Origin of the sequence: Psychrobacter sp. NC44 (assembly GCF_904846655.1) — a bacterium.
Taxonomy (GTDB): domain Bacteria; phylum Pseudomonadota; class Gammaproteobacteria; order Pseudomonadales; family Moraxellaceae; genus Psychrobacter.
Window position 1 is genome coordinate 1 of sequence record NZ_CAJHBN010000025.1, and the last position, 24,101, is coordinate 24,101.

Annotated in this window: 22 protein-coding genes; 7 read left to right on the top strand and 15 right to left on the bottom strand. The window is 42.2% G+C overall.

From position 1 onward, the window contains the following. Positions 1-71: 71 nt before the first annotated feature. The 14 genes from JMX95_RS13055 to JMX95_RS13120 form a co-directional block, all read right to left on the bottom strand. Positions 72-323, bottom strand: coding sequence for a hypothetical protein (locus JMX95_RS13055; RefSeq protein WP_201561031.1), 252 nt, complete (start codon positions 321-323; stop codon positions 72-74). Positions 324-344: 21 nt separating this feature from the next. Then, positions 345-1,196, bottom strand: coding sequence for a ThiF family adenylyltransferase (locus tag JMX95_RS13060; RefSeq protein WP_227676077.1), 852 nt, complete (start codon positions 1,194-1,196; stop codon positions 345-347). A gap of 165 nt (positions 1,197-1,361) precedes the next feature. Then, the gene (locus JMX95_RS13065) at positions 1,362-2,351 is read right to left on the bottom strand and encodes a TatD family hydrolase (protein WP_227676074.1); all 990 of its coding nucleotides are present in this window, start codon (positions 2,349-2,351) and stop codon (positions 1,362-1,364) included. A 187-nt stretch (positions 2,352-2,538) separates the two neighbouring features. Further along, positions 2,539-2,727, bottom strand: coding sequence for a hypothetical protein (locus JMX95_RS13070; protein WP_201561033.1), 189 nt, complete (start codon positions 2,725-2,727; stop codon positions 2,539-2,541). A gap of 237 nt (positions 2,728-2,964) precedes the next feature. Then, positions 2,965-5,211, bottom strand: coding sequence for a type II secretion system secretin GspD (gene gspD / locus JMX95_RS13075; RefSeq protein WP_201561034.1), 2,247 nt, complete (start codon positions 5,209-5,211; stop codon positions 2,965-2,967). Positions 5,212-5,394: 183 nt separating this feature from the next. Beyond that, the gene (locus tag JMX95_RS13080) at positions 5,395-6,291 is read right to left on the bottom strand and encodes a type II secretion system protein N (RefSeq protein WP_201561035.1); all 897 of its coding nucleotides are present in this window, start codon (positions 6,289-6,291) and stop codon (positions 5,395-5,397) included. After that, positions 6,292-7,119: a type II secretion system protein N gene (gspN, locus tag JMX95_RS13085; protein ID WP_201561036.1), complete on the bottom strand. Its 828-nt coding sequence runs from the start codon at positions 7,117-7,119 to the stop codon at positions 6,292-6,294. It lies immediately after the preceding gene. Between the two features lie 330 nt (positions 7,120-7,449). Continuing rightward, positions 7,450-7,773 carry an H-NS family nucleoid-associated regulatory protein gene (locus tag JMX95_RS13090; RefSeq protein WP_045453321.1) on the bottom strand — a complete coding sequence of 108 codons (324 nt, stop codon included), beginning with the start codon at positions 7,771-7,773 and terminating at the stop codon, positions 7,450-7,452. 432 nt (positions 7,774-8,205) lie between these two features. Next, on the bottom strand, positions 8,206-8,643 hold the full coding sequence (locus tag JMX95_RS13095) for a BLUF domain-containing protein (protein WP_201561037.1): 438 nt from the start codon (positions 8,641-8,643) through the stop codon (positions 8,206-8,208). A 62-nt stretch (positions 8,644-8,705) separates the two neighbouring features. Then, on the bottom strand, positions 8,706-9,224 hold the full coding sequence (locus JMX95_RS13100) for a BLUF domain-containing protein (RefSeq protein ID WP_227676075.1): 519 nt from the start codon (positions 9,222-9,224) through the stop codon (positions 8,706-8,708). Positions 9,225-9,339: 115 nt separating this feature from the next. After that, positions 9,340-9,951, bottom strand: coding sequence for a hypothetical protein (locus JMX95_RS13105; RefSeq protein WP_201561038.1), 612 nt, complete (start codon positions 9,949-9,951; stop codon positions 9,340-9,342). Positions 9,952-10,649: 698 nt separating this feature from the next. After that, positions 10,650-11,273: a single-stranded DNA-binding protein gene (gene ssb, locus JMX95_RS13110; protein WP_201502764.1), complete on the bottom strand. Its 624-nt coding sequence runs from the start codon at positions 11,271-11,273 to the stop codon at positions 10,650-10,652. A gap of 264 nt (positions 11,274-11,537) precedes the next feature. Next, a complete protein-coding gene (locus JMX95_RS13115) occupies positions 11,538-12,137 on the bottom strand; it encodes a DUF3833 domain-containing protein (protein ID WP_201561039.1) in 600 nt (199 codons plus the stop codon). 136 nt (positions 12,138-12,273) lie between these two features. After that, positions 12,274-13,638, bottom strand: a complete 1,365-nt coding sequence (locus JMX95_RS13120; protein ID WP_201561040.1) for an MFS transporter — start codon at positions 13,636-13,638, stop codon at positions 12,274-12,276. A gap of 675 nt (positions 13,639-14,313) precedes the next feature. Here JMX95_RS13120 and uvrA point away from each other — a divergent pair. The 4 genes from uvrA to JMX95_RS13865 all read left to right on the top strand — a co-directional run bounded on the left by uvrA (position 14,314) and on the right by JMX95_RS13865 (position 19,522). Beyond that, on the top strand, positions 14,314-17,220 hold the full coding sequence (uvrA, locus tag JMX95_RS13125) for an excinuclease ABC subunit UvrA (protein ID WP_201561041.1): 2,907 nt from the start codon (positions 14,314-14,316) through the stop codon (positions 17,218-17,220). A gap of 245 nt (positions 17,221-17,465) precedes the next feature. Next, positions 17,466-18,482: a hypothetical protein gene (locus tag JMX95_RS13130; protein ID WP_201561042.1), complete on the top strand. Its 1,017-nt coding sequence runs from the start codon at positions 17,466-17,468 to the stop codon at positions 18,480-18,482. A gap of 133 nt (positions 18,483-18,615) precedes the next feature. Continuing rightward, entirely contained in the window at positions 18,616-18,984 is a 369-nt protein-coding gene (locus JMX95_RS13135) for a double zinc ribbon domain-containing protein (RefSeq protein ID WP_201561043.1), read from the top strand. Between the two features lie 85 nt (positions 18,985-19,069). Continuing rightward, on the top strand, positions 19,070-19,522 hold the full coding sequence (locus tag JMX95_RS13865; protein WP_227676076.1) for a TM2 domain-containing protein: 453 nt from the start codon (positions 19,070-19,072) through the stop codon (positions 19,520-19,522). 153 nt (positions 19,523-19,675) lie between these two features. On the opposite strand, the gene JMX95_RS13145 is transcribed toward JMX95_RS13865, so the two are convergent. After that, entirely contained in the window at positions 19,676-20,530 is an 855-nt protein-coding gene (locus JMX95_RS13145; protein WP_201561044.1) for a M48 family metallopeptidase, read from the bottom strand. A gap of 526 nt (positions 20,531-21,056) precedes the next feature. Between JMX95_RS13145 and JMX95_RS13150 the strand changes: the two genes are divergently transcribed. The 3 genes from JMX95_RS13150 (at position 21,057) to gorA (ending at position 23,889) form a co-directional block, all read left to right on the top strand. Next, positions 21,057-21,848 (top strand): threonine/serine ThrE exporter family protein, encoded by a 792-nt coding sequence (locus JMX95_RS13150; RefSeq protein ID WP_201561045.1) that lies wholly within the window; start codon positions 21,057-21,059, stop codon positions 21,846-21,848. A 1-nt stretch (position 21,849) separates the two neighbouring features. Then, positions 21,850-22,302 carry a threonine/serine exporter family protein gene (locus JMX95_RS13155; protein ID WP_055124673.1) on the top strand — a complete coding sequence of 151 codons (453 nt, stop codon included), beginning with the start codon at positions 21,850-21,852 and terminating at the stop codon, positions 22,300-22,302. A 231-nt stretch (positions 22,303-22,533) separates the two neighbouring features. Beyond that, positions 22,534-23,889 carry a glutathione-disulfide reductase gene (gorA, locus tag JMX95_RS13160; RefSeq protein WP_201561046.1) on the top strand — a complete coding sequence of 452 codons (1,356 nt, stop codon included), beginning with the start codon at positions 22,534-22,536 and terminating at the stop codon, positions 23,887-23,889. The last annotated feature ends 212 nt before the right edge of the window (positions 23,890-24,101 follow it).

The following is a 24,101-nucleotide window of genomic DNA, read 5'->3' on the forward strand; positions in this document are numbered from 1 at the left end:
CTCATATCAAAACTCCTTATGGGTATTTTATAAGAAATTCTACGTTTGAGCTGTGTTAGTTTAGGGGATAGTTACACCACTTCACGCGTCGTGCGGCAAACACCGCCCAGTCCTTGGACAGATTTTAGATACTGTGTTTCTTCGTCCATGAAAGTGATGGTCACGACTGGTACATCAAAAAATAGCTTTGCCAGATCAATTAGACGCTTAAATGCAGGCTCATCATTATCGTTGAGCACCTGATACTTCCTAAGCTTATTGATGCGTTCTACTTCATCTGCCGCTACTGGGTAGCTGTGTTTAGGTGCGTTAAATATAGACAAGATAGACTCCATTAAATAAGATCAGACGCTCGGCTTGATGCCCGCCTGTTTTATTAATAATTGTAATGCTTCACTCACCATAATCATCGCAACCACCGATGTGACCACTACTGCTGAGCCGTAACCACCACACTGCAACCCGCCTGTCTGACAACTCTTATCTACCCGCGGTGGCTCTGTAGAGTAGACACATTTGATCCCGAACTTTTCTTTTAGTGTACTATTAATGCCTTTTTCGTGGCGCAGCTTATTGCGTAATTTGGCAAGTAAAGGATCTTGGTAACTGTCACGCAAGTCACTCACCCTAATCTGACTAGGGTCTATCTTGCCACCTGCGCCGCCTGCACACACCAATTTTAATTTATTAAAACGACAATGTAGCGCGATGGCAAGCTTGGCATTCATATCATCTACGCAGTCCAAAATAACCATAGGTCTGCCTTGAGCGATAGCGGCTTTTGCTTCATCGCGACTTGGCAATAAAGTGGCGACGTTTTCTACAGTTAAAAAATCATCGATCAAGTTTAGCGTTACTTTGGGATTAATTTCACGAATACGGGTGGCCATCGCTGCAATTTTACTCTCACCAAAGGTGCTGTCTAGTGCAGGCAACTGCCGATTGACATTGGACGCAACCAATACGTCCAAATCGATCAACGTAATAGTGCCCACTGCCGTTCTTGCCAAAGCCTCAGCTGCCCAAGAACCAACGCCTCCAACGCCAATAACGTATACATGCGCATCGGCAAAAGTAGTGACAGCTGCCGTACCATAAAGAGTGCGCGTGCCTTGAAAACGGCGTTCATATTGCACATTGTCTTCGCTAAGCTCTTCTGTCTTTGTAACGTCTTCGGTGCCAATAGACTCTGTCATTGTTTGCTCAAATGGTTGTATTTCACTCATAACAGATTAAATGCTCTTTTAAATTATTTTGGTGGCGCTTATATTATGTCAATTTCTTTATTCATGGCTATCTCATTCACTATCATATCAATGGCTAGCCATACAATAAACCGTCAGTGACTAAAATATGTGGCACTACGATAACGGATAATCCCATTTTGTTTGCAAAGCACTGCAACTGTTGTGCCACAATTGCTTAGCAAGACTGGCAGGTGGTATATTGAGCAACTCACTCAAGCTTAGCAACACCCATGGCAAGTTGGCAGGTACATTTCTATTACGTACGGCTGCACTCCTCCGTGCACTGTCTGAGTTTTGAGTTGGCACTGATGAATCATGGTCAGATATTTGGCACATGATAGGCATCATATCAGGGCAATCCGTTTCTATCACCAAACATTCAATGCCATAGCTATCAACCGCTGCTTGAATGGCGCGGCGCAGTTTCTTAGCATTGGGATTAGTGATTTGACCAGTAACCCCAAGCTTAAATCCCAACTCAACAAATGCTTTGGCTTCTTGCGTCCCACCACTAAAACTATGCGCGATACCGCCAAGTTTGTGTGCATCGTAATCATGCGCTTTTAGTATGGCCAACGCTTCTGCATGGGCTTTACGAATATGCAGCATCACTGGCAGCTGATGAGTCACCGCCATGTCCAATTGTGCCTTAAAAAATCGTACTTGTTTGGCAAATATGTCAGGCGCTTTCATCGCCTCAGTAAAGGTATCCAAACCAATCTCGCCGATTGCTAATGGGCGTTTATCAGCAATCCTTTTTGCCATAGCGGTTAAATGATCGTCAGTATGCTGTTTGATATAAAAAGGATGCAAACCGATCGCAATATGGCTACTAAAATTTGACACTTTTTGTCTATCGACATTGGCTATCGTAGATAATGACAGCTTATTTAACAAACGCTCAGTCTCATACATCCGCTCAAAATGCTGATATAGATAACCCACTAATACCAGATGGCATACTCCCTGAGTGTGAGCCTGCTGCGTCAGTATTTCTCTATCATCATCAAATATTGGGGCATCAAAATGAGTATGCGTGTCAATGAGAGGATAAATAGTAGGTAAGGGCTGTTTGATCATCTTAGGTGAAGCGATAGGGGTCATTGATAGACTCCAAAATTAATAGTTTTCAGCGAGGCGTTCCGTGATTTGTCATTCAATAGACATTATTTGTCATTTTGTAGCAATAACCACATCAATGAACACTTTAGAATGGCAACTTTATTTAAAATGATTTCGACAGTTAAAAAATGCCAATCAACAAAAGAGCTTTTGATAAGTAAAGAGACCTTCAACACGCCCTATTAGTATTATCATGATTGGCTTTTGCATTGTGCTCATCTGAGTGCTCATCTGATACATTGTGCTCATCTAACGCTCTGGTATCAGCTTGTCGACTGCTACGCCGAGGAATCACCAATAAGGCGGTGGCAGCGACTGCTAATAAAAACCACTTTTTAGTATTTGTATGATGTGTCATTGCTTCCACCCCTACCTTTATATCATTATCTGCTATATTTATCAGCAAGTGTTCATACTTACTACTCAATTACTCATTAGTATACTGCGATATAAAAACTGCTATGTTTATCTGTGTTATGAATACGCAAGCTAATGTACGGCGTAGTTTATTTATTACACCGTGTCTCTACATGCTATAAGAATAGGAGGCAAGCGCTTTATTAACCTATCATTAATAAAGCGCTTTTTTGAGTTCTTAACGGTTTAAAGGGTAAGTTGTCATACCATTACTAGGACTGTCTACTTTGGTAAAACCTTGAGACTGAGACTTTGGTGTCTGATCGCGCTTAGGAACAAGGGGATTGAGCGGCATCAATTCATAATCTGCGCTAACATCGCCATTCCAACCTTCCGTACCGCTCAATGGCAGCTGTTTAATGGTACCGTTTTTATCAATGACCAATTGCAGGACTCGCATTTGGTTAAATTTGCGCTCGGTGACACTGGCGACTGCCCTGCCATCACGTAAAATGGTTGGCTGTAAAAATATGATTAAGTTGCTTTTTTGCGTCGTGTCATTGTCAGAGCGGAACAGTCGACCAATGACTGGTACATTACCCAAGCCAGGGACTTTTTGTTGGCGCGTGGTGCTGTTTTCACGCATCAAGCCACCAAGAGCAATGGTCTGCTGATCATCAGCCAGAATCGTCGTATTGATGAGGCTTTTATTGGTGATCAAACCACTGGCGTTACCCGTACTGCCCGGCACCACCGACGAGACTTCTTGCGAGACCTCCAAGCGTACGGTGCCATTGTCGCCAATATGAGGAATGACATTTAGGTTGATACCAATATCCTGACGATCAATGGTTTGAAAGGGGTTGCTAGAATCGTTGCCACTGGTGGTAAAGGAGCCTGTCACAAAAGGCACGTTTTGACCCACTAAAATACTGGCTTTTTCGTTGTCCAATGTCAAAATTGATGGCATAGACAGCAGATTGGCACTGGTAGAAGAATCAAGTGCTTGCAAGATAGCCCCATAAAACTGGGTGTTTCCCTGACTGTCTTTACTGCTATCACCAATACCAATCAAAGCACCAGCTATCGAGCCTGCTGCTGCACTGATACTGGCGGCACCGCCACCCAACGCCGCGGCGGCAAGTGCTGTAGCACTCGCGCCTACGTTATTGAAGTTTACGACTCCGTAGCCGCTATTGGCATTGCCAAGCGCCCATTGCACACCAAGCTGGGTCGCATCATCACCTGACACTTCTACAATAGCCGCTTGAATCAATACTTGCGCGCGGCGACTGTCCAACTGATTGACCGCATCTTCAATCTCAAACATCAGCTCAGGTGCCGCATTGACAATAACGGCATTTTGGGTTTCATCAGCGATAATACTAAAAGGTCGCCCGCCAACACCTGTACCAGTACTACTCGAATTGGCACCAGAGGTCGCTGAGGTCGGCGCGTTGTTAGTCGTGCTACCACTAGACTCATTAGTCAAGGTAGCGCCCGTGCTACTGGAATCGTTCAATGATGCAGACTCTAACGAGGACGTTGCTCCAGCGCTATTAATAGATTGATTGGCGAGCAATCCGCGTAGCATATCTGCAATATGACCTGCACTGGCATATTTTAATCGAAAGACACGCAGACCACTCAAACGCCTTGTAGGCGTGGTGTCCAATTGATTGACCATCTCTTTGACTTTAGCAATCATCTCCGGACTGCCTTTCACCAACAATCTATCGCTAGAGGTGTCAGCGATGACTTTAAGCTGGTTATTACCACCTTGTGCTTGCCCGCTACCAGCGCTTGCAACCAAGGCGCTAATTAATTCCATCATACGTTCAGCATCAACGTGACGTAGTGGTATCACTTGCAAACTGTCATTGACGTTGCTATCTAAATCACGGATAAGCGACGTCAGCTGGTTAAGACTATCTGCACGATCGGACAATACCAAAGCATTGACGCCAGGCACGGCAGCGGCATGAGCTGATTGGGGCATAAGCGGACGGATGACACCCAGCACTTCTGCAGCTTGAGTATTGGTTAAATAAATAACACGAGTAGCTAATGCCTCACCAACACTGTCACCACGTAAATCAACAGCCACGCCAGATTGTTTGGCGACATTATCTGGCACCAATTTAATGGTCGTTCCCGAGTCAATCGCTGCAATACCATTGACTTGCATCACACTCAAAAACAGCTGATATATTTCGTCACGCGACAAGGCTTTGTTAGAAATCACCGTCACATTGCCATTAATACGTGGATCAAGGACAAAGTTTTGGTCAGTGATGGTTGCCACCTCATTAATAAAGGCTTTGATATCGGCATCTTGTAAGTTAACTTTCCAGCTCTCAGCACTCGCAAGACCCGTACTGGCAGCCCATAATGGTATGGCGAGGCAAAGAGGACGACACAGGCGCATCAGGCGCTGCAAAACATGGTACAGAGGCGTGACTGAAAAATTATGAAAACTTACCATATTGATGATTACCTACAGTGATGTCGCTTAGTATGTACTGGATTTATTGTGTGCTGTGCTCAATGATTGCTTTGCTCACTTAACATTCTGCCCACAATGGCATTATTTAAGTGGCACTATCTAAATACTTATTTAATTAAAACTTATTTACTTAAAATAAGGTTTCTCACCCATTTATTGTGCTTAAAACTGCTGACGAATGGTAATAACTTGATCGCCGCGTTGTACCTCTATTTGCGCCTCACCTGATTGCTGTACCTGTTGCAGCACACTAGCATCTTGGGCAGGATTACTACCCACGCTTTGACCATTAACCGTTAGCACTTTATCACCTGGCTCAAGCCCTAGTCGATTACGCAGCTTTGCTGGCATTGCAGGCGTCACTTGATAGCTTTCCCCTGCTGCCATAACCCCCATCCTACTCAAATAACTGGCGGGGTTTTCTTGCAATTCTGTGACCGCTTCATCGATAGCAGATTGCGGGCTACTGTCACTGCCTGTCGCAGCGGACTCTTCCTCAGTATTTTGTGTAGGCTGAGGGGCGTTAGGCAACATGCTGTTCTCTGGCAAGCGCTGATTACTGACGGCACCTGCGATCATGTCACTTTGGTCTAATGGCATCGCGGCTGGCATGCTAATGACGGTTTGCTTGTCGCTAGCATCAGCGATGACAACCGAGTTCCAGTCGACAGCGACAAGGGTATAGCCACTGTCTTTTAGCGCATCACCGATTCGATAGTTTTTCACTTCACCATTGACGTCCAATAGTGCCGAGGACATGCTCTCTGGCATTGCTAACAGAACGCCTTTTAGATTGACATTGGGCGGTGGCTGCACTGCTGCTGCAATAGGTTCAGGGTCTGCAAAAATAGCAAATAATCCACTATAGTCCTTGCCAGATGCCGATGTATTTTGCAAAGCTGCTGGTGGCAACATCGGTGCCAATGGTGCGGCGAGCAACAACCATAGTAATCGAGCCGCTGTCCAACATAACCAAGCAACAGCCAATAACAATACCCAACCTGAGAATCGATTAAGGGTATTAAGCACAGGTTTTAAAGTTGTAGAAACATTCATCATCTAGCGTGTCCCCAGCCCATTTAGCAGCGGCTGACGCACACTGACGACTGGGGTATCTTGGGGTGCTTGCCCTTTATACTCAGGCATACTTTCTAATAAACGCTGCGTCAAACTGACATCCAACATATTATCGCCATCGATATATAAGTCGCCCAAGCGCTTATCTTGATTGTTTAATAAATTGATATGAAGCAGGTTTTTATTATTTTTTTGCTCGGCACTTAACTCAGCACGCATCGCAGGCATGGTCAGATAAAAAACCTTGCCACCGCTAGGATAGCCTATCTCACCGCCGACCCATGTCAACTGACCATCCGCTTGAGTAAAACCAGATGGATTTTTTGTTGAAGCGTTTTCTGCTGCAGCACTTGAGCCAGACTGACGGCTGAGCGAGACATTATTGACCTGAATCGGTGTATTGGGCAATTGCCAATCAACCAAACTTGCCAACGTCTCAGGTGCTACCTTGCCGCTCATATTATCCACTTGCCATGAGTTGGTGCCTATTTTTACTTGTCCATTGAGGCGGGTTTGTGCTGAATTGATATCGACCTCTGCACTTATCTTACCCAATAACAAATGCCATGGCTGCCACGACCATTCCGCCGTACCTGTGAGCGGTGTCGCTGCTAAAGGCATCTGCCAGATAACGGAGCCTTGCCATAAATTACCCGACACATGCTGTACATAAGGCGTTTCGGGAGCATACTTTTCAAGCAGCCACGCCGCTGGCATTTGCAATACAGCAAATAATGCAAATAATACAAACCCAACCAGCCACCACAGCTTACGAGGGCGCTTATGAGACGACGCAGATACTTGGGGCACGGTTGCATAACTCTTATATAAGACAAAAACGTCATTATCATAACAAACAATGGCATACAGATGACAGAAAAAAAGCCAGTATCTTTTTACCAAAATAATGGCAATAAAGATACTGGCTTTTATCAGCTTCTAAGACGAAAGGACTATCACGATCAAACGCTATCATTACACACAAATCATAAGAAACAATCCCAATGATCAGAGTAGATGTAACATGGCGCTTTTTTAAAACAGAACTTATTTAGACGAGCGTTTATTTTAAATAGCCTTTAATAAAAATTGTACCTTGCTAAATTTAAACCGACATCATCTTGTTAGCCACTACACTATCTAGATAGCAAAATCTTCGATACTACGACCTGCTGCTAGCGCTTCAACCAACCACGTTGGCTTGCGACCACGGCCAGTCCATGTTTCTTCGTTGTTGTCAGTATTGCGATACTTGATGCTGCGTTTTTTCTCTAGCGTTTCACCAGCTTTTAGAATCTCTTCGATAGAGGCATTGCTGTCTTCTGCAATTTTCTCAAACTGCATATAAGCGTCATACAAACGCTGATGTTGTTTTTTGGCAATAAGCTGCTGGGCATTTTCAGTGATGGCACGTAGCTCATCAACGTTCAGGTTTTCTAAATCAATGGCGGTATTTTTGCTCATAATAAATCCAACTGTAAGATAAAAAATATAACCTTAATAGATATTATTCACTATTAAGAACTAAGAATGACGTATTCATCATTAAATACAACGATGAATGTCAAAAATCGATATTTTTTGAACCAAATAAAATATTGTTAGCCACAATAGCTAATGGCGTAGATAATATAAACAAAAAACCTTGCTATCACAACAGTAGATTATTATATCTACTATAGCAAAGGTCAGTGAATAGTAAAATCGGGTAAATGAAAAACCATTATTTATTTAATAGTTATTCACAAACAGTTATTAATTTTAAGATAAAACCAGTCTCTATAAACAATGTCCTAAAAACGATTGAACGAATAACTCAGCAAACATAAATCCATTAAAAATAGCAACTAATTGTTTCCATATATATACTTACCGATTAGTTAAAAGCGCTATTGATTAATCATGCTGATCACTAAGCTCATTCATCAAATTATAGGCTGCTTCGGCGCTCAATAAATAGGGATTAAAATCAATCGTTGTCGAATATTTTAAATAAATCGCCGCATTTTTTTCAGTCGGTGAAGCATAATTCATGGACCATTTAGACCATGCTCGATGCTTTAACTCACGTGTTTCAATAACCTGTAAGTCATGATGACGCGGATCAGCAATTAAACTATATAACAGACGATTGATCTGTGCTCTTGGCCCTTCAACGGTTTGCAAAAAATAATCTTTATTAAACGTCAGCATACCAGTGATGCCATTGGCGGCATTATTTACTTGTGCTTGCTGCAAGATTTCGTTGAAGTCGTTGGCCGATACATCTGGGTTGGCACGGCTAGCGTATGTCATGCTCATCAAAATGTGTGCATCTTCCATTGCTGATGTCATATCTTATCTCTTTTAAAATGTCATGGGTGTGATGGTTCTTAGCTTTTATACACGTCAGTCAATTAGCCAATAGAAAACCATGGTTTCTTCTTTTTGGCGGCGCTCACGGCTTCTTGCTCTTGAAGGTCTGATAACGTCTCAATCAACATCATGATTTGATTGGTGTTCATCAAATAAGGATTAAACTGAGTACCTGTCGAAAATTTAAGCGCAAGTCCTTTGTTTTCATCGCTCGGAATCAAATACTTCATTGACCATTTACTCCAATGGCGCAGCTCTACTTCACGGCATTCGATGACTTGTAAGCCATGATGCCGATTATCTTTAACCAATTTTCTGAGCAATTCATTGATGACGGGTCTCGCCCCTTCAATACTTTGCAAAAAATAATTGTGATTGAACACCAAAGCACCCGTAATACCATTGCGCTCATTATTTTGCTGAGCTTGTGTCAGGATGCGCGTTACTTCACCTTTAGGATTGTCGGTGTTATAACGGCTAATGTAAGTTAAACGTAAAATAATATGCTCGCCATGATGCATTTTTAGGCGATTTAATTCTGAAAGCTCAGCTGATTCCACAAAACACTCCAATTAGTTTGCTAAATTTTTCACCTATCACCACCCAGCTACTGTCTTTTATAACCAAGTATTTGTGGTATAAGTCATTTGTTTTATAAAATAAGTCGCGTATATATTAACGTTGAATTTTTTTGATAAAATCATTCATGCCGCGCGATAAATTACTGCTACTGGTGCTCTGTATTTCTTTGACCAAACTCAATAATTGCGAGCTATCCCCGCATTGTTCTAAACTCAACAAGTAACCCCAAGCTTCTACTGGTGGTGCGTTTTTTTCAATATAGTTGGCCAACTCTGACTTTATCGTTTCGTAGCTCGCACCAGACAACCTAGCTTTGAAAATACTACTGATTGATTTCTTGCCTAATGCTGCCATTTTATTGAGACCTTTATCATTAAAGGTGCGATCAAACTCTGTCTCAATATTTCTTTCAGACAATGATGCTTGAGACTGATAAGCCGGCGGTACTTGCGGCGCAGTGGACATTTGAGAGGCAGCATTATCAGCGCCCACTATCTCTACACACTCAAGCCCTAACAGCAACTCAAATAGTGGTGCAACACCGCCAAAATCGGCAAACATTTTGCTACGATCAAGCGTATCAAGATAGCTTTGATACGTGCGTTTGCCATCAATCATAATGAGCAATGTTCTCGCTTCACGCGGCAATATGCCGAGACTCTGAGATTTAATCTCTTCTCTGCCCAAATCAGTTTTTTGAAACACATCACCATCTTTCATTCTTTGTACTCAGCACTAGCAGTAAGGTGGGCACTTTTATAGTCAATTGATTATAAAAGCGTGACAGCTTTAACCTTTCACATTGAACCAACCCTGTCCTAAGCAGTCGACCAGATGAATTTTTATTATTTCGACTATTGAACAGTCAAATTTTGACTTTTTATTGGTTAATAAAAATTACTTTAAATCAAAGCCCCACATTTAATATTGTTTGAATTATTGATTCGAGTGGATTATATCAACCCATTTAATGAACCGTTAGCATTAATTAAATCCAATAGAACAGACGGTCTATATAGGATATGAAAGGTAGTTTTCATAGATTTCAATATAAACTTTGATAAAATAATGAGAATAAAAAAATCGATAAAATCAATGAAGCAGGCTACTGTTTATCCGCTTTATCTTCTTACTAAATCGTTTATCAACCAGTAATTAATTTTCTATTTTTTCAAATAACCATCAAGGCGCAACTTTAAAAACAAACAAACGTTTTACTTTTTTAGCGAGATAATATAGCAATTGACAAAGTCTATCTTTCTTAACGCGCTCACTCTCATACGACCTTTATGCGCACTATAGAAAATTTATTTTTTTAAATTATTTATCACTAGGCATAAAAAAACCCTGCAATTGCAGGGTCTTCTATAGATTACTCTTAACAGATAATTCTAAGGTATATCCTAGAACGGAATATCATCATCGACAGGACCGTCTGGCATTGCTGTCGGCTTTGACTGTGCAGGCTTTTGAGCAGGTTGATTGAACTGATTCTGCTGAGCAGGTGCGCTTTGATTGTTAAAGCTGTTTTGACCACCTTGAGCAGCTGACTGGTTGTAACCGCCTTGCTGTGCTGGCTGATTGTTTGCTTGCTGACCAAAGTTGTTTTGATTGCTTTGACTACCTTGATTGCCATAGCCACCACCTTGACCCTGATTTTGACCGCCAAAGCTATTATCACTTTGACCACCAGTCGCACCATCTAGCATTTGCATTTGCTCAGCACGAATCTCAGTGATATAACGGTCTTGACCATTGGGATCTTGATATTTACGGGTACGCAAACTGCCTTCGATATAAACTTTACTGCCTTTACGCAAATACTGCGCGGCAATTTCACCCAAACGATTAAATAGAGAAATACGATGCCATTCCGTCGCTTCTCTTTTTTCACCACTTTGCTTGTCGGTCCACTGCTCTGACGTTGCAACCGAAATATTGGTCACGCTACCGCCATTATTAAATTGACGTGCCTCAGGGTCTGCTCCAAGGTTACCGATGATGATAACTTTATTAACTCCGCGCATGATACCGTCCTCTTACTTATGAATAATTTTATGAATCGCTTTAATGACTGTGCAGCTAAGCGCATTCATTAATGATTTTACTGTAATCAATTTTTATTGGAATATCTACAAGCTATCTATTAAAGACAACAATCTATGTCGTTTAGATATATATTATAATTTTTGGGTTTAAAAAACCATGATATTGCTATTTTGCCATTTTATTAAGCGAATTAATACTATTACCAGTTACTGACTTATCAACTCACTCTGTCCTTTATAAACTTATTTAGAATCATTGCTCTCTTTATTGCGATGCATACTCAAGGTGACGCTACCCAGCTCTACGCCAAATTTTTTCATGACTGAGCGATTGAGCATGACGTCTTTATCGACCAGATACATCCAGTCATCAAAATTCACTTTGTAGGTTTTATCCTCAACGGGTAGCTCTAACAAGTAACTCCAATGCAAGGTATTGCCAACCACTTCCCCTGTTGCCTCGCCAATGACATCGCCTGCTGTGCCTTTCCAGCTACCATCAGCTTGTTTGGTCAATCGCCATATACGCTGTGATTTTGACCCATCTGCCCATGCGAACTTCTCATCTAAAACGATGACATTATCGCCTTCGTGCGTGGCATCAATATCGACGTAAAAGCGTTTTTTGACCTCGCCATTGCGACCTTGAAACATGCCCCAACCATCGATTTGACCTGAGAAGAACTCATGCATCTCGAGCGTGGGCGTGCTGTTCTGATAGGCTTGGATATTTTGTGTGGCGCAACCTGAGAGTAGTAACGTGGCTGATAGACCAAGACCTATCGAAAATTTAGCCACTGCTCGAAGCGCAACACCGTGCGACAGCACTTTAAACTTACTCATATTAATTCCTTTTAAATAGAGATAAAGATTTAGCGTTCACTTATTAATAATGGCTGTCTATTTAGTCATTGTCTACTCAGTTTTTGCCTATTCAACCTTATCTCTACTCGCCTAAGTACGTTGTCCATACCCTTTGTTAAATATCTAGTGGACTCTGTGCCAAACTCGATAACTGCATGCGCGAGTCATCTGTCAATTGTGTCTTGTCTAATTTTAAATAAGCGACTTGCTCTTTCGCCATCACGACCAGCTCATCCACGCCATCTACCGCCAGCATTTGGCGTGACCAGTCTTGGATATTAATGTTTTTAGGGATGGTCACAGTAGTACTCGATAGATAAGGCGGCTGAGAAATGGGGATAATAATGAGTAGCGCCACGCCCATAATGACGGCCAAAATTCCCCATGCCAATAGGTTAGGTTGATTCAATAACAACCCGCCCATTGCTCCACCGACAAACGCCCCAAAGAACTGGCTGGATGAATTTAGCCCCATCGCCGTCGCTTTATTGGCGACTGGGGCGCGCTTAGATATCCATGATGGAATCGTTGCCTCAAGCAAGTTAAAGCCCATAAAGTACAGAAGCAAACCTAATATAATACCAACGCCAACCTGACTGCCAATGGCCAATATCGCTAAAGCAGCGGTCATTAACGCAATCGCGCCTAAGAATACTTGACGCATTTTGCGTTTCTTTTCAGCGATGATAATAAAAGGAATGGCGACAGCAAAACCAATAAATAATAAAGGCAGATATACTAAACCTTGCTGACGTACCGACAGACCCATCACTTCATTAAGCTGATGCGGCAATATCACAAATATCGCCGTCATGGTTAGATGCAGAGCAAAGATACCGATATGTAGGCGGTTTAAATCGCCGATTTTGAGGACGGTCGCTAATTGTTGACCAATCGATTTATTGTCTAAATTGTGTTTAAGCACTCGTAGCGGTGTCGGCACAAACAGCAATAACAGCATCGCCAAAACAGCAAAGCCTGAGGTCAACCAAAATAAACCAGAGATACCCAGCGAGCCAACCAATAACGGACCAAAGGCAAAAGCGAGCATGATAGAAGTCGCAATGGTCAAGCCCATCGTTGCCATCGCTTTGGTACGCATTTCTTCGCGCGTCACATCAGCCAATAATGCCATCAATACTGCAGATACCGCGCCACTACCTGCCAGCGCCCGACCAATGATAACCTCGTAAATATCAGTCGCATTTGCCGCAATGATACCGCCGAGAGCAAATAAGATGAGTCCTAAAAAGATAATCGGCTTACGCGGGAATTTATCCGCAGCAAGACTCATAGGAATCTGAAATATCGCCTGCCCTAGACCATAAATACCGACCGCCAAACCAATCAAAAACGGCGTCGCGTGCGCATAATTGTCACCATATACAGAAAACACAGGCACAATCATAAACAGACCAATCATCCGCAAAGCAAATATACCACCGACCCCGAGGATTGCCCGTTTTTCTACGCTATTCATACTTGCCTCACTGGTTCGTCATTGCTGATTTATCACTACTGCGCTGCTTATACTATTGTGATGCTATCAAGACTTTAGCTACAAATTAAGCCCACTAGTATAAGACATTCGCCGTTTGCGTGCCGAGACTTTTGTCTTATTGGTGCAGCCTCCCATACCTCTTCAACCCAAGCCATTCATATTACGCGATTATTTTGTTACCAACTGCATCGGATGCGCAATCACACCTTGAATAATGCGGTCGCCATGACAATAAAGTAAGGCGTCATAAATATTATTGCTCGTCAACTAGAACGATCGCTTAGATGACAAACTCCTCTATAAAACGACATGTTGGTCAAAACCATGACAAAAGATGACTACTACTTAACATTGATTTGATTTAGATTTGCTTAGTCATACGAAAACCAATCACCTCAAAGGCTGTAGAATAAGAAAACAGCAAAATGAACGCCAAGTAGCATACTGCTCAGCAATAAAAATTAAAACAGTAAATTAGGCATCTATAGCTCTCACTTCATCAACGTATAAACATTTTATAAAAATATTATTTATAACCATATTATAAACTTACAAAACATTCACATTTTTAACCAACCATTCTATTGATCTATATTTAGCTTTTAATTTGAGATGTTTTCAATCCCCTTTTAGCAAATAGGAAACCTAACACCGATGGCACACGAGTATATTAAGGTTCGCGGCGCACGCACTCATAATCTAAAAAATATCGATTTAGACATTCCACGCGACAAGTTCGTAGTAATTACAGGTTTATCAGGCTCTGGTAAATCGTCATTGGCATTCGATACGCTGTATGCCGAAGGGCAACGTCGTTATGTCGAAAGTTTGTCGGCCTATGCGCGTCAGTTCCTTTCACAGATGGAAAAACCTGACGTCGATAGTATCGAAGGGCTGTCACCGGCGATTGCTATCGAGCAAAAATCAACCAACCATAACCCACGCTCAACGGTTGGGACGATTACCGAGATTTATGACTACTTACGTCTGCTCTACGCGCGTATCGGTACGCCCTTTTGCCCTGAGCATGGCGAACCGATGGTCGCGCAGTCTGTCACCGAGATGGTCGATCAAGTCATGGCATTGCCAGATGACACCAAAATCATGATCTTAGCTCCAGTGATTCGTGAGCGTAAAGGCGAGCATACGGTCCTGCTTGAGCAATTAATTGGTCAAGGCTTTGTGCGCGTGCGTGTTGATGGCGATGTCTACGATACCGATGAATTACCAACACTCGATAAGAAGAAAAAGCATACCATCGAAGTGGTCGTTGATCGCTTTAAAGTCCGTGATGATTTAGGTAACCGCGTCGCTGAGAGCTTAGAGACGGCGCTACGCTTGGGTCAAGGTTTGGTGACATTACACTTTATGGATGGCAATCCAAAAGAAGGCGGCGATGACAATCAAGTCATGTCAGCTAAGCACTCTTGCCCTGTCTGTGATCGTGCCGTACCTGAGCTTGAACCACGCATGTTCAGTTTTAACAACCCATATGGCGCGTGCCCAAGCTGTGACGGTCTTGGTAAACGTCAGTATTTTTCTGCCGAAAAGCTGATTACCCATCATGAAAAATCGCTCAACCAAGGCGCAATCAATGGTTGGGATAAGCGTCATGCCTACTACTTTGGTTTACTGAGCACTGTCTGCAAGCATTTCAAAATTGACATGGATGCACCATGGCAAGATCTGCCAAAAGAACAGCAAGATCTGATTATGCAGGGCTCTGGTAAAGAGAAGCTGACTTTTAACTTTACTGATGAGCGCGGTCGTAAAACCAATAAGACTGTACCATTTGAAGGGGTGCTGCCTTATTTAGAACGTCGTTATGCCAAAACTCAAAGCAATCTCGTCCGTGACGAGCTAGCCAAATATCTGGCTGATACCACTTGTAACGTCTGCGATGGTGCACGTCTGAATGAGATCTCACGTAACGTGCGTGTTGATGATCAAACCATTGCTCAAATCGTGAAGCTGTCTATCGGTGACGCTGCTGACTATTATAAAACCCTAAAAATTGGCGGTCATAAAGGCGAAGTTGCAGAAAAAATCTTTAAAGAGATTAATGAGCGTCTAAACTTTCTCGTCAGTGTCGGACTTGATTATCTATCACTCGCCCGCTCTGCTGAAACCCTATCAGGTGGTGAAGCACAGCGTATCCGTCTTGCCAGCCAAATTGGTGCCGGACTCATGGGCGTGATGTATGTCCTTGATGAGCCATCGATTGGTCTACATCAGCGCGACAACGACCGTCTGCTAAAAACTCTAACGCGCTTGCGTGATTTGGGTAATACCGTACTGGTCGTTGAGCATGATGAAGATGCCATTCGCCAAGCAGATCACGTCATCGATATCGGTATCGGTGCAGGTGTACATGGCGGTCATATTATCGCTCAGGGCACGGTCGATGACATCATGGCAAACAAAGAATCGCTGACTGGACAATATATGTCTGGTAAGAAGAGAATCGAGATTCCAAGCATTCGTCATAAAGCCAAAACTATCGATATGGAAGTTAAAGGAAAAGCCAAGCCTAAACAAGTACCAATGACAATCGAGCTAAAAGGTGCATCCGGTAATAACTTGCACGATGTAGATTTGACCTTGCCAATAGGGATTATGACTTGTATCACGGGTGTTTCGGGTTCTGGTAAATCTACCCTCATCAACCGTACCCTTATGCCATTAGCAGCAACCCAGTTAAATAATGCATCAACGCTTATCGCTGATAAGCATGACAGCATCACTGGTCTTGAGCATTTGGACAAAATGGTCGATATCGATCAAAGCCCAATTGGTCGTACGCCGCGCTCAAACCCAGCGACTTATACCGGTGTCTTTACGCCGGTACGTGAAATGTTTGCGCAAACGCAAGAAGCGCGTGCCCGTGGTTATAAACCGGGTCGCTTTAGCTTCAACGTAAAAGGCGGACGCTGTGAGATGTGCCAAGGTGATGGTCTCATCAAAGTTGAGATGCATTTCTTACCTGATATGTATGTGCCGTGTGATACCTGTGAAGGTAAGCGCTATAACCGCGAGACCTTAGAGATTCACTATAAAGGTAAAAATATTGCCGATGTCCTAGATATGACTGTAGAAGATGCCACTGAATTCTTCTCAGCCATTCCAGCGATTTATCGTCGTCTGCAAGCACTGATGGATGTTGGTCTTAGTTATATCCGTCTTGGACAGTCTGCACCGACGTTATCAGGTGGTGAAGCTCAACGGGTTAAATTAGCTCGTGAGCTTGCCAAACGTGATACCGGACAGACGCTCTATATCTTGGATGAGCCGACCACTGGTTTGCATTTCCATGATATCGATAAGCTGCTGCATATCTTACATGCCCTACGCGATAAAGGTAATACTATCGTTGTCATCGAGCACAATCTTGACGTCATCAAAACGGCAGATTGGGTGATTGATCTGGGCCCTGAAGGCGGTAAAGGTGGCGGACTGATTATTGCGGAAGGTACGCCTGAACAAGTGGCTGAAGTCAAAGAGTCCTACACGGGTATATTCTTAAAGCCGATGCTTGAGCAAGGCATGAAAGAAGTCAGCTAATACACGCTAGTAAATGATTAATAAAAGGCTACTCTTTAGGGAGTGGCCTTTTTGTTGGTGGTGATATATAAAATAGACTTTAAAAACTCTATTTTAAAAAGTATAAAATCTTGACATTTGTTGCTCAAAAATTACTGATAAGTTATAATCTTTATCTTATTTACCAACAATTTAAACAACTTTGTAGTACTTACCCTTGCAGAAATGTGCTGATGATATTACACATGAAGATAAAGTAGAAAAAAATGGCTTTAATTAACTGTCCTGAATGTTCTAAAAGAATTAGTGATCAAAGTACTGCTTGTCCTAGTTGTGGTTTCCCTACTCCTTCAGAACAGATAGATAACAATAATTTGCTAGCAAGCAGTCGTCAAAGACAAAAGAATAGTGGCTGTTCTGGCGCAACTATCTTCCTAATCATTATTATAGTTCTTATCGGCTTTTGGCTTGTAAGTGCTTATGATGGCTATACAGAAAAAGCAAGACAATATGATGAAGAGCAGTCAGAACCTGATAAAGAATCACCACAAGTCCAAGAATCAGTATTTAATTCTCCATTAACACAGATACCAATGTTACTTTCTGGTTCAGGTGAAAATGGGCGCTATTTCCTCATCTCTCACTTTGCATCTTATGGCATTGAAAATGTTAAGTATGCACGTAGAGGGAACGAGAGTGATGCTTATGGAGAAATGCAAATTGACTGCGCAAACGATAAGATAAGAAAAACCTCATCAGATAATCTTGAGGCCTTAATATCAGCAGACCTAGGGGATTGGTATACGCCAACACCGGATTGGACAGATCAAGATATTGTTAACTTCATATGTCAAACCAAAAGAGTAGTGTCAAAAAAAATAGAACATCATGAAGTAGTTGAGAAAGTAGTAACGCTAGAAGCTCCAAAGAACGAAGTAGTTGAAAAGGTAACATTGGAGCAATTCAAGCCAGAGCCGGTCATGTCAGTAGAAGCAAGATCGAGGGAAGTTTTATTATCAAATGCCCCTTCGGGTAGTGAGAAAGAATATGAAGTACGCGAAACACCAATAAAAACAAAAGAATCTTACAACGAAAAAGTAGTTAATAAAGCAGCGGACTATAAAAAAGAGAGTGATATAGAACGCAGAAAAAGTGATGATCGAGCAATATGTGAACAAGCTATAAAAGTAAACAGCGCTTACCTAGGGAAGGACGAACCGGAATATAGTCAGTGGAAGGCAATTGAGCGTGCCAATTGTATGCAAGATAAACTATATGAGTAAAATTAGTGGATACAAATCGGTGTTATTTGTAAGTGATGTATCAAAATAAGTCCAGAAGCGAATTAGACAGAACGAATATAGTCAATTTTGGCTGTGGGAATAAGCCATCTATTAGCTAAATACAGGAATAAATATGGCAATTATTAATTGTCCTGAATGCACACATAAAATTAGCGACCAAAGCGTATCTTGTACTAATTGTGGACTCCCAACTTCTAAAATGAATTTTTTAATTAAATGTCCTGAATGCTCTGAGTCGATTATTAATCAAAGCGCCTCTTGTAATCATTGCGGCTTTCCTATTGCTAAACCTGCACCGTTCAAAAATATTCAACATTCATCTGAGGAACTTAAAGAGCTTAAACTTCTTAAAGAGCTCGAAGAAGTTGGGGAACCTGACGATTACGTATTTTTCAATCATACAAATATTTTTATCATTAGCTGCATCATCATTTACTTTCTAGCTAAAGAAGAGATTCACTATATTTTACAAAGTTTTTAGGTCTATTCTCAAATTGAAGAAACACAGCATAAGTAACAATTGATATTAAAACTATAACTAAAAAATTGTAAGAAACGGAAAATATATGGCCATTATTGATTGTCCTGAATGCACACACAAAATTAGCGACCAAAGCGTCTCTTGTACTAACTGTGGGCTCCCAACTTCTAAAATGAAGTTTTTAATTAAATGCCCTGAATGCTCTGAGTCTATTAGTAATCAAAGCGCTTCTTGTACTAATTGTGGCTTTCCTATTGCTAAACCTGCACCGTTTAAAACTGTCCCACCTCCTTTGCCGGCTCAAAATTCTACTACTATCGTACGACTAAACAGTAGTAGAAAAAGTAAAGGTGTTGCAATATTGTTAGCTTTATTCTTAGGAGGTTTTGGGATACATAAATTTTATTTAAATCAGGTCTTTTGGGGTATCTTATATCTATTGTTCTGTTGGACATTTATACCAGCAGTAATTTCTCTTTTCGAAGTAATCATACTATTATTTATGAATGAGTCTGAGTTCAATAGACGTTTTGGTTAGCCAGCGTAGGCTAGCTGGATGTACAATACCCAATATCCAGACGTCAGATAAAGTCCAAACCAACCACTTTTCGATATTTCTTCGCAAAAAAAAGGCAAGTCGTTTGACTTACCTTTTTTGTTAGTATTTACTGATTTGATAGCATTTACTGAATTATTTACGTTTAATGGTTCTAGTCGTTACTCCAGTCGTTGCCCCACTAGTTGCGTTAGCAGGTGCTTTAGCCGCCGCTTGATAAACTGGCGTAACCTCAGGTAAGAGTGCCTGAATTTTAGCGATACGCTGCCCAGAGTTTGGATGGGTAGACATTAAAGTAGCTATGGTATTGCTACGACCATTGGCAGCCTCCATTTTTTGCCATACTGCAACGGCAGCTTCTGGATTGTAGCCTGCCTGCGCCATCAAGCGTAGACCACCCGCATCGGCTTGTGACTCTTGACTACGAGAAAATGGCTTATCAAGTCCGTAGTCACTAATCAAACCCAACGCATCATCACTTAACCCTGTTCTTGACTGTAGTTCGGCACCACCTAACTGCAGCGCTAAGCCTGTCAGAATTTTTTGCCCAGCATCTTTTTTACTGTGCTCAGATAGCGCATGGGTCATTTCGTGTCCCATGATCGCAGCGATCTCTGCATCTGTTAACTGTAGCTTTTCTACAATACCGGTATAAAAAGCCATCTTACCACCCGGCATTGCCCAAGCGTTTAATTCAGGTGAACGTATCACTGTGACCTGCCAATCAAAAGGAACGCCTGTTGTATTAGCGCGAACGGCGTAGGGCTTCATACGATTAAAGACGCTTTTAACTCGAATGGCGGTAGCAGAAGTATTATCTACCGCGCCTTGACTACTGGCTTTAGAGACCACTTGAGAGTAACTTTTAGCCGCATCGGTATTTAATGTAGCCGTATCGTACCCTGCCATATCGGCGACCGTAGTACACCCTGCTAAAGTAGTAATAGTAGTCAGTAATAGAGCATTTTTTATTTTATGAAAACTGGTCATTAGACGTCCTGGTTGAGAGATGCAATTGAGTTAAATAGCTAAGCTAAGGGCAATGAATTGATAGACTTAAAACTCCACTATCGAAGTCTATGTCTTGTAACACATTAATTGAGAGCGATACGTAATTGAGAACGTAACTAAAATTCAATCAATATGTAATTATCATGTAAGTAATGTGTCTGAATTATCGAGAAAGAGATTATCACTATAGAAAACAAAAGTCTATTAATTTTATAATCTATTATTTGTTTGATATCACAAGCCCCAGCCAGCCTCCATTTGACGCCTACAACTTTATTCCTTTAATTAAAATCGCTGCTCAGAGAGCATCCTGCAATAGATCCCACCTAAATAAATGCTCGTATCACATTTATCACTCACGCAGCTACCGTACGTTCTATTTTTTCTTTGCCAAAAAAGTTTATAATTTATCGTAGCATCAAATATAATGTCCGATAATATGTCTGCGCGTCAGCTCCCAGACCCTTTATAATAGCGTATCCATACCAACCTGCGTATCTCACCCATGACCACCTCTATCAGCTACGTAAAGCAGCAACGCATTACTCGACTATGCGTGCGCTGCGGCTTACTTCTTATGCAGTATGGCGCTGAGTCTGCCGTAGTCGTGGACTTATCCAAACGTTTAGGGCTTGCCTTGGGGATGAACAGCGTCGAATGTTCACTGAATTTTAACGCCATCACCCTGACGACCATCTGTGACGAGCGCTGTATCACCACCACCAGAGACACGATCAATCAAAGCATTAATGTCAATTTATTGGTACAAATTCAGCAAATTATCAATAAAACCGAAGCCACCGTCGATAGTACCGACTTGATTGACCGCACTACCCTTGCCTTTGATGAGTTGGATAAGACCGTATACCCAACGTGGCTAGTGAGCATGTTTGTTGGCGCATCTTGTGCAGCGTTTGCGTATCTGAATGGCGGCAGCTGGTCTATTACCGCGGTGACATTTATTGCGGGTATGGTGGCGATGTTCACTCGTATTTACTTATCCAAACACCACTTTAATCCTTTTATCACCGTCATTGTGACCGCTTTTATTGCTTCTTTAATTGGAGCGACGACCTACTATTTTGATATTGGTAATAATGCCGATATTGCGGTTGCCTCTAGCGTGTTGCTACTAGTGCCTAGCTTTCCTTTAATTAACTCGTTCTCAGATATCTTAAAAGGCTATGTTAATATTGGCGTTGGGCGTGCGGTGTTTACCTATATGCTCACCTTATCCGCGTGCGTTGGTATCGTGATGGCGCTGGTTTTACTTCGCATACAGCATTGGGGGTTTTGAGATGTGGTTCATTGAAACTGTGGTGCTGTCATGTATTATTACCCTTGGTTGGACGCTCATGTTCAGCGTACCCAAACGCTACATTTTGCCTTGTTTGCTGATGACTGCTTTTGGCTTCGGATTAAAGACTGCTCTCGTTTATCAGCATGTACATATCGTGGTTGCCAGCTTTTTCGGGGCGATGCTTGCCAGCTTTTTAGGCGTGTATTTTTCTAAGAAATATACCTTGCCACCCAAAGCACTTATCTCGCCTAGTGTCATTTGTATGATGCCCGGTATCGCTGCGTATAAGGCGATGGTCAGCATGGTGCAGATTGGTTATTTTGGTTTTTCAGACGAGTTATTTAGCCAAATGATGGTGTACTTGTTTGAAGCGTTGTTTGTCACCTCAGGATTGGTACTGGGTTTATCCATTCCGGGACTGTTATTTTATAGACGACGTGCCATTGTTTAAGTAAGTTTAGATGAGTCCAGTTGGGTTTAGATAGGATTATTAGATGTCAGGCTATTTTTGCCTAAATGCTTTTATATTCTGATGCTAGCTGGTACATCCTCATAAGCAAAACCTTGTAAGATTAATAATGATACCCATTACAATAGAGTTCAAAACAACAGAATTAAAAAATAACAGACGGCAAAATTGTACCAATACGCATCAGTACGTCCTGAATAAAGAGACTTAACCATGACAAAACATTATGATTATATTGCCATTGGCGGCGGCAGCGGTGGCATTGCTTCCATCAACCGTGCGGCGAGCTATGGCAAAAAATGCGCCATTATCGAAGCCAATCAATTGGGCGGCACTTGTGTGAACTTGGGCTGCGTTCCCAAAAAGGTAATGTGGTATGGCGCGCAAGTTGCCGAGGCGATTCATAAATATGCGCCAGACTATGGCTTTGATGTGGATGTTAAAGGTTTTGACTTCCAAAAACTGGTACAGAGCCGTCAACAATATATCGAAAATATTCATCGCTCTTATGACAATAACTTGGCCAAAAATGGCGTAGAAGTGATCAAAGGCTTTGCCAAATTTGTCGATACCAATACCGTAGAAGTGAATGGCGAGCTGATTACCGCTGACCATATTTTGATTGCCACAGGCGGTCACCCGATTCAGCCAGATATCAAGGGCGCAGGATACGGCATCGATTCTGACGGCTTTTTTGCGTTGAATCATTTGCCAAAACGCGTGGCAATTGTAGGAGCTGGATATATCGCTGTTGAAATCGCAGGCGTATTGAACAGTTTAGGCGCTGAGGTACATTTGTATGTACGCCAGCACTCGCCGCTGCGCTCATTTGACCACAGTGTAGTAGAGGCATTGCTCATAGAGATGGAGCAAGACGGTATTCAGTTGCATACCAATACCACGCTCACGGAAGTCAATAAAAACGAAGATGGCAGCCTGACTTTGTGTACCGAAAATGGCAGCCTAGACACGACAGATTGCTTGATTTGGGCGATTGGTCGTGCGCCATCGACAGACAATATCAACCTGCAAGTGACGGGTGTAGAGACGACCAAGTTTGGCAAAATTAAAGTCGATAAGTTTCAAAATACCAATGTTAAGAACATCTATGCGGTCGGCGATATTATCGAAAACAGTGTGGATTTGACGCCAGTAGCTATTGCAGCAGGTCGTCGTCTTTCAGAGCGCTTGTTTAACAACAAACCTAATGAGCATTTGGACTATACGTTGATACCAACGGTGATCTTTACCCATCCTGCTATTGGTACGATTGGTTTGTCTGAAATCGACGCGGTTGAACGCTATGGCAAGGATAATATCAAATGCTATACCTCAACATTTACCTCGATGTATAGCGCGGTGACCCAGCATCGTCAGAAGTGTATGATGAAACTGGTGTGCTTGGGCGATGAGGAAAAAGTCATTGGTCTACACGGTCTTGGCTTTGGTGTCGATGAGATGATTCAGGGCTTTGCGGTCGCCATCAAAATGGGCGCGACTAAAGCGGACTTTGACAATACGGTTGCCATTCATCCAACTGGCTCAGAAGAGTTTGTGACAATGCGTTAATTTGAGTAGGTAGTATTAATAGAAAGCCTACTCTATAAAACAACTCCATAAGTGGTAAAAAACTTATGGGGTTGTTTTATATCAGTATATTTTTTTAACGTTAACCACTAAATTGATGTTACTTAATCAGACGAATAGGTGTAATGGACAAAATTCATGCTGGCGTAGGGTCTAACGCTATATACTGTCTATATTTGCAAGGAATCAACGCC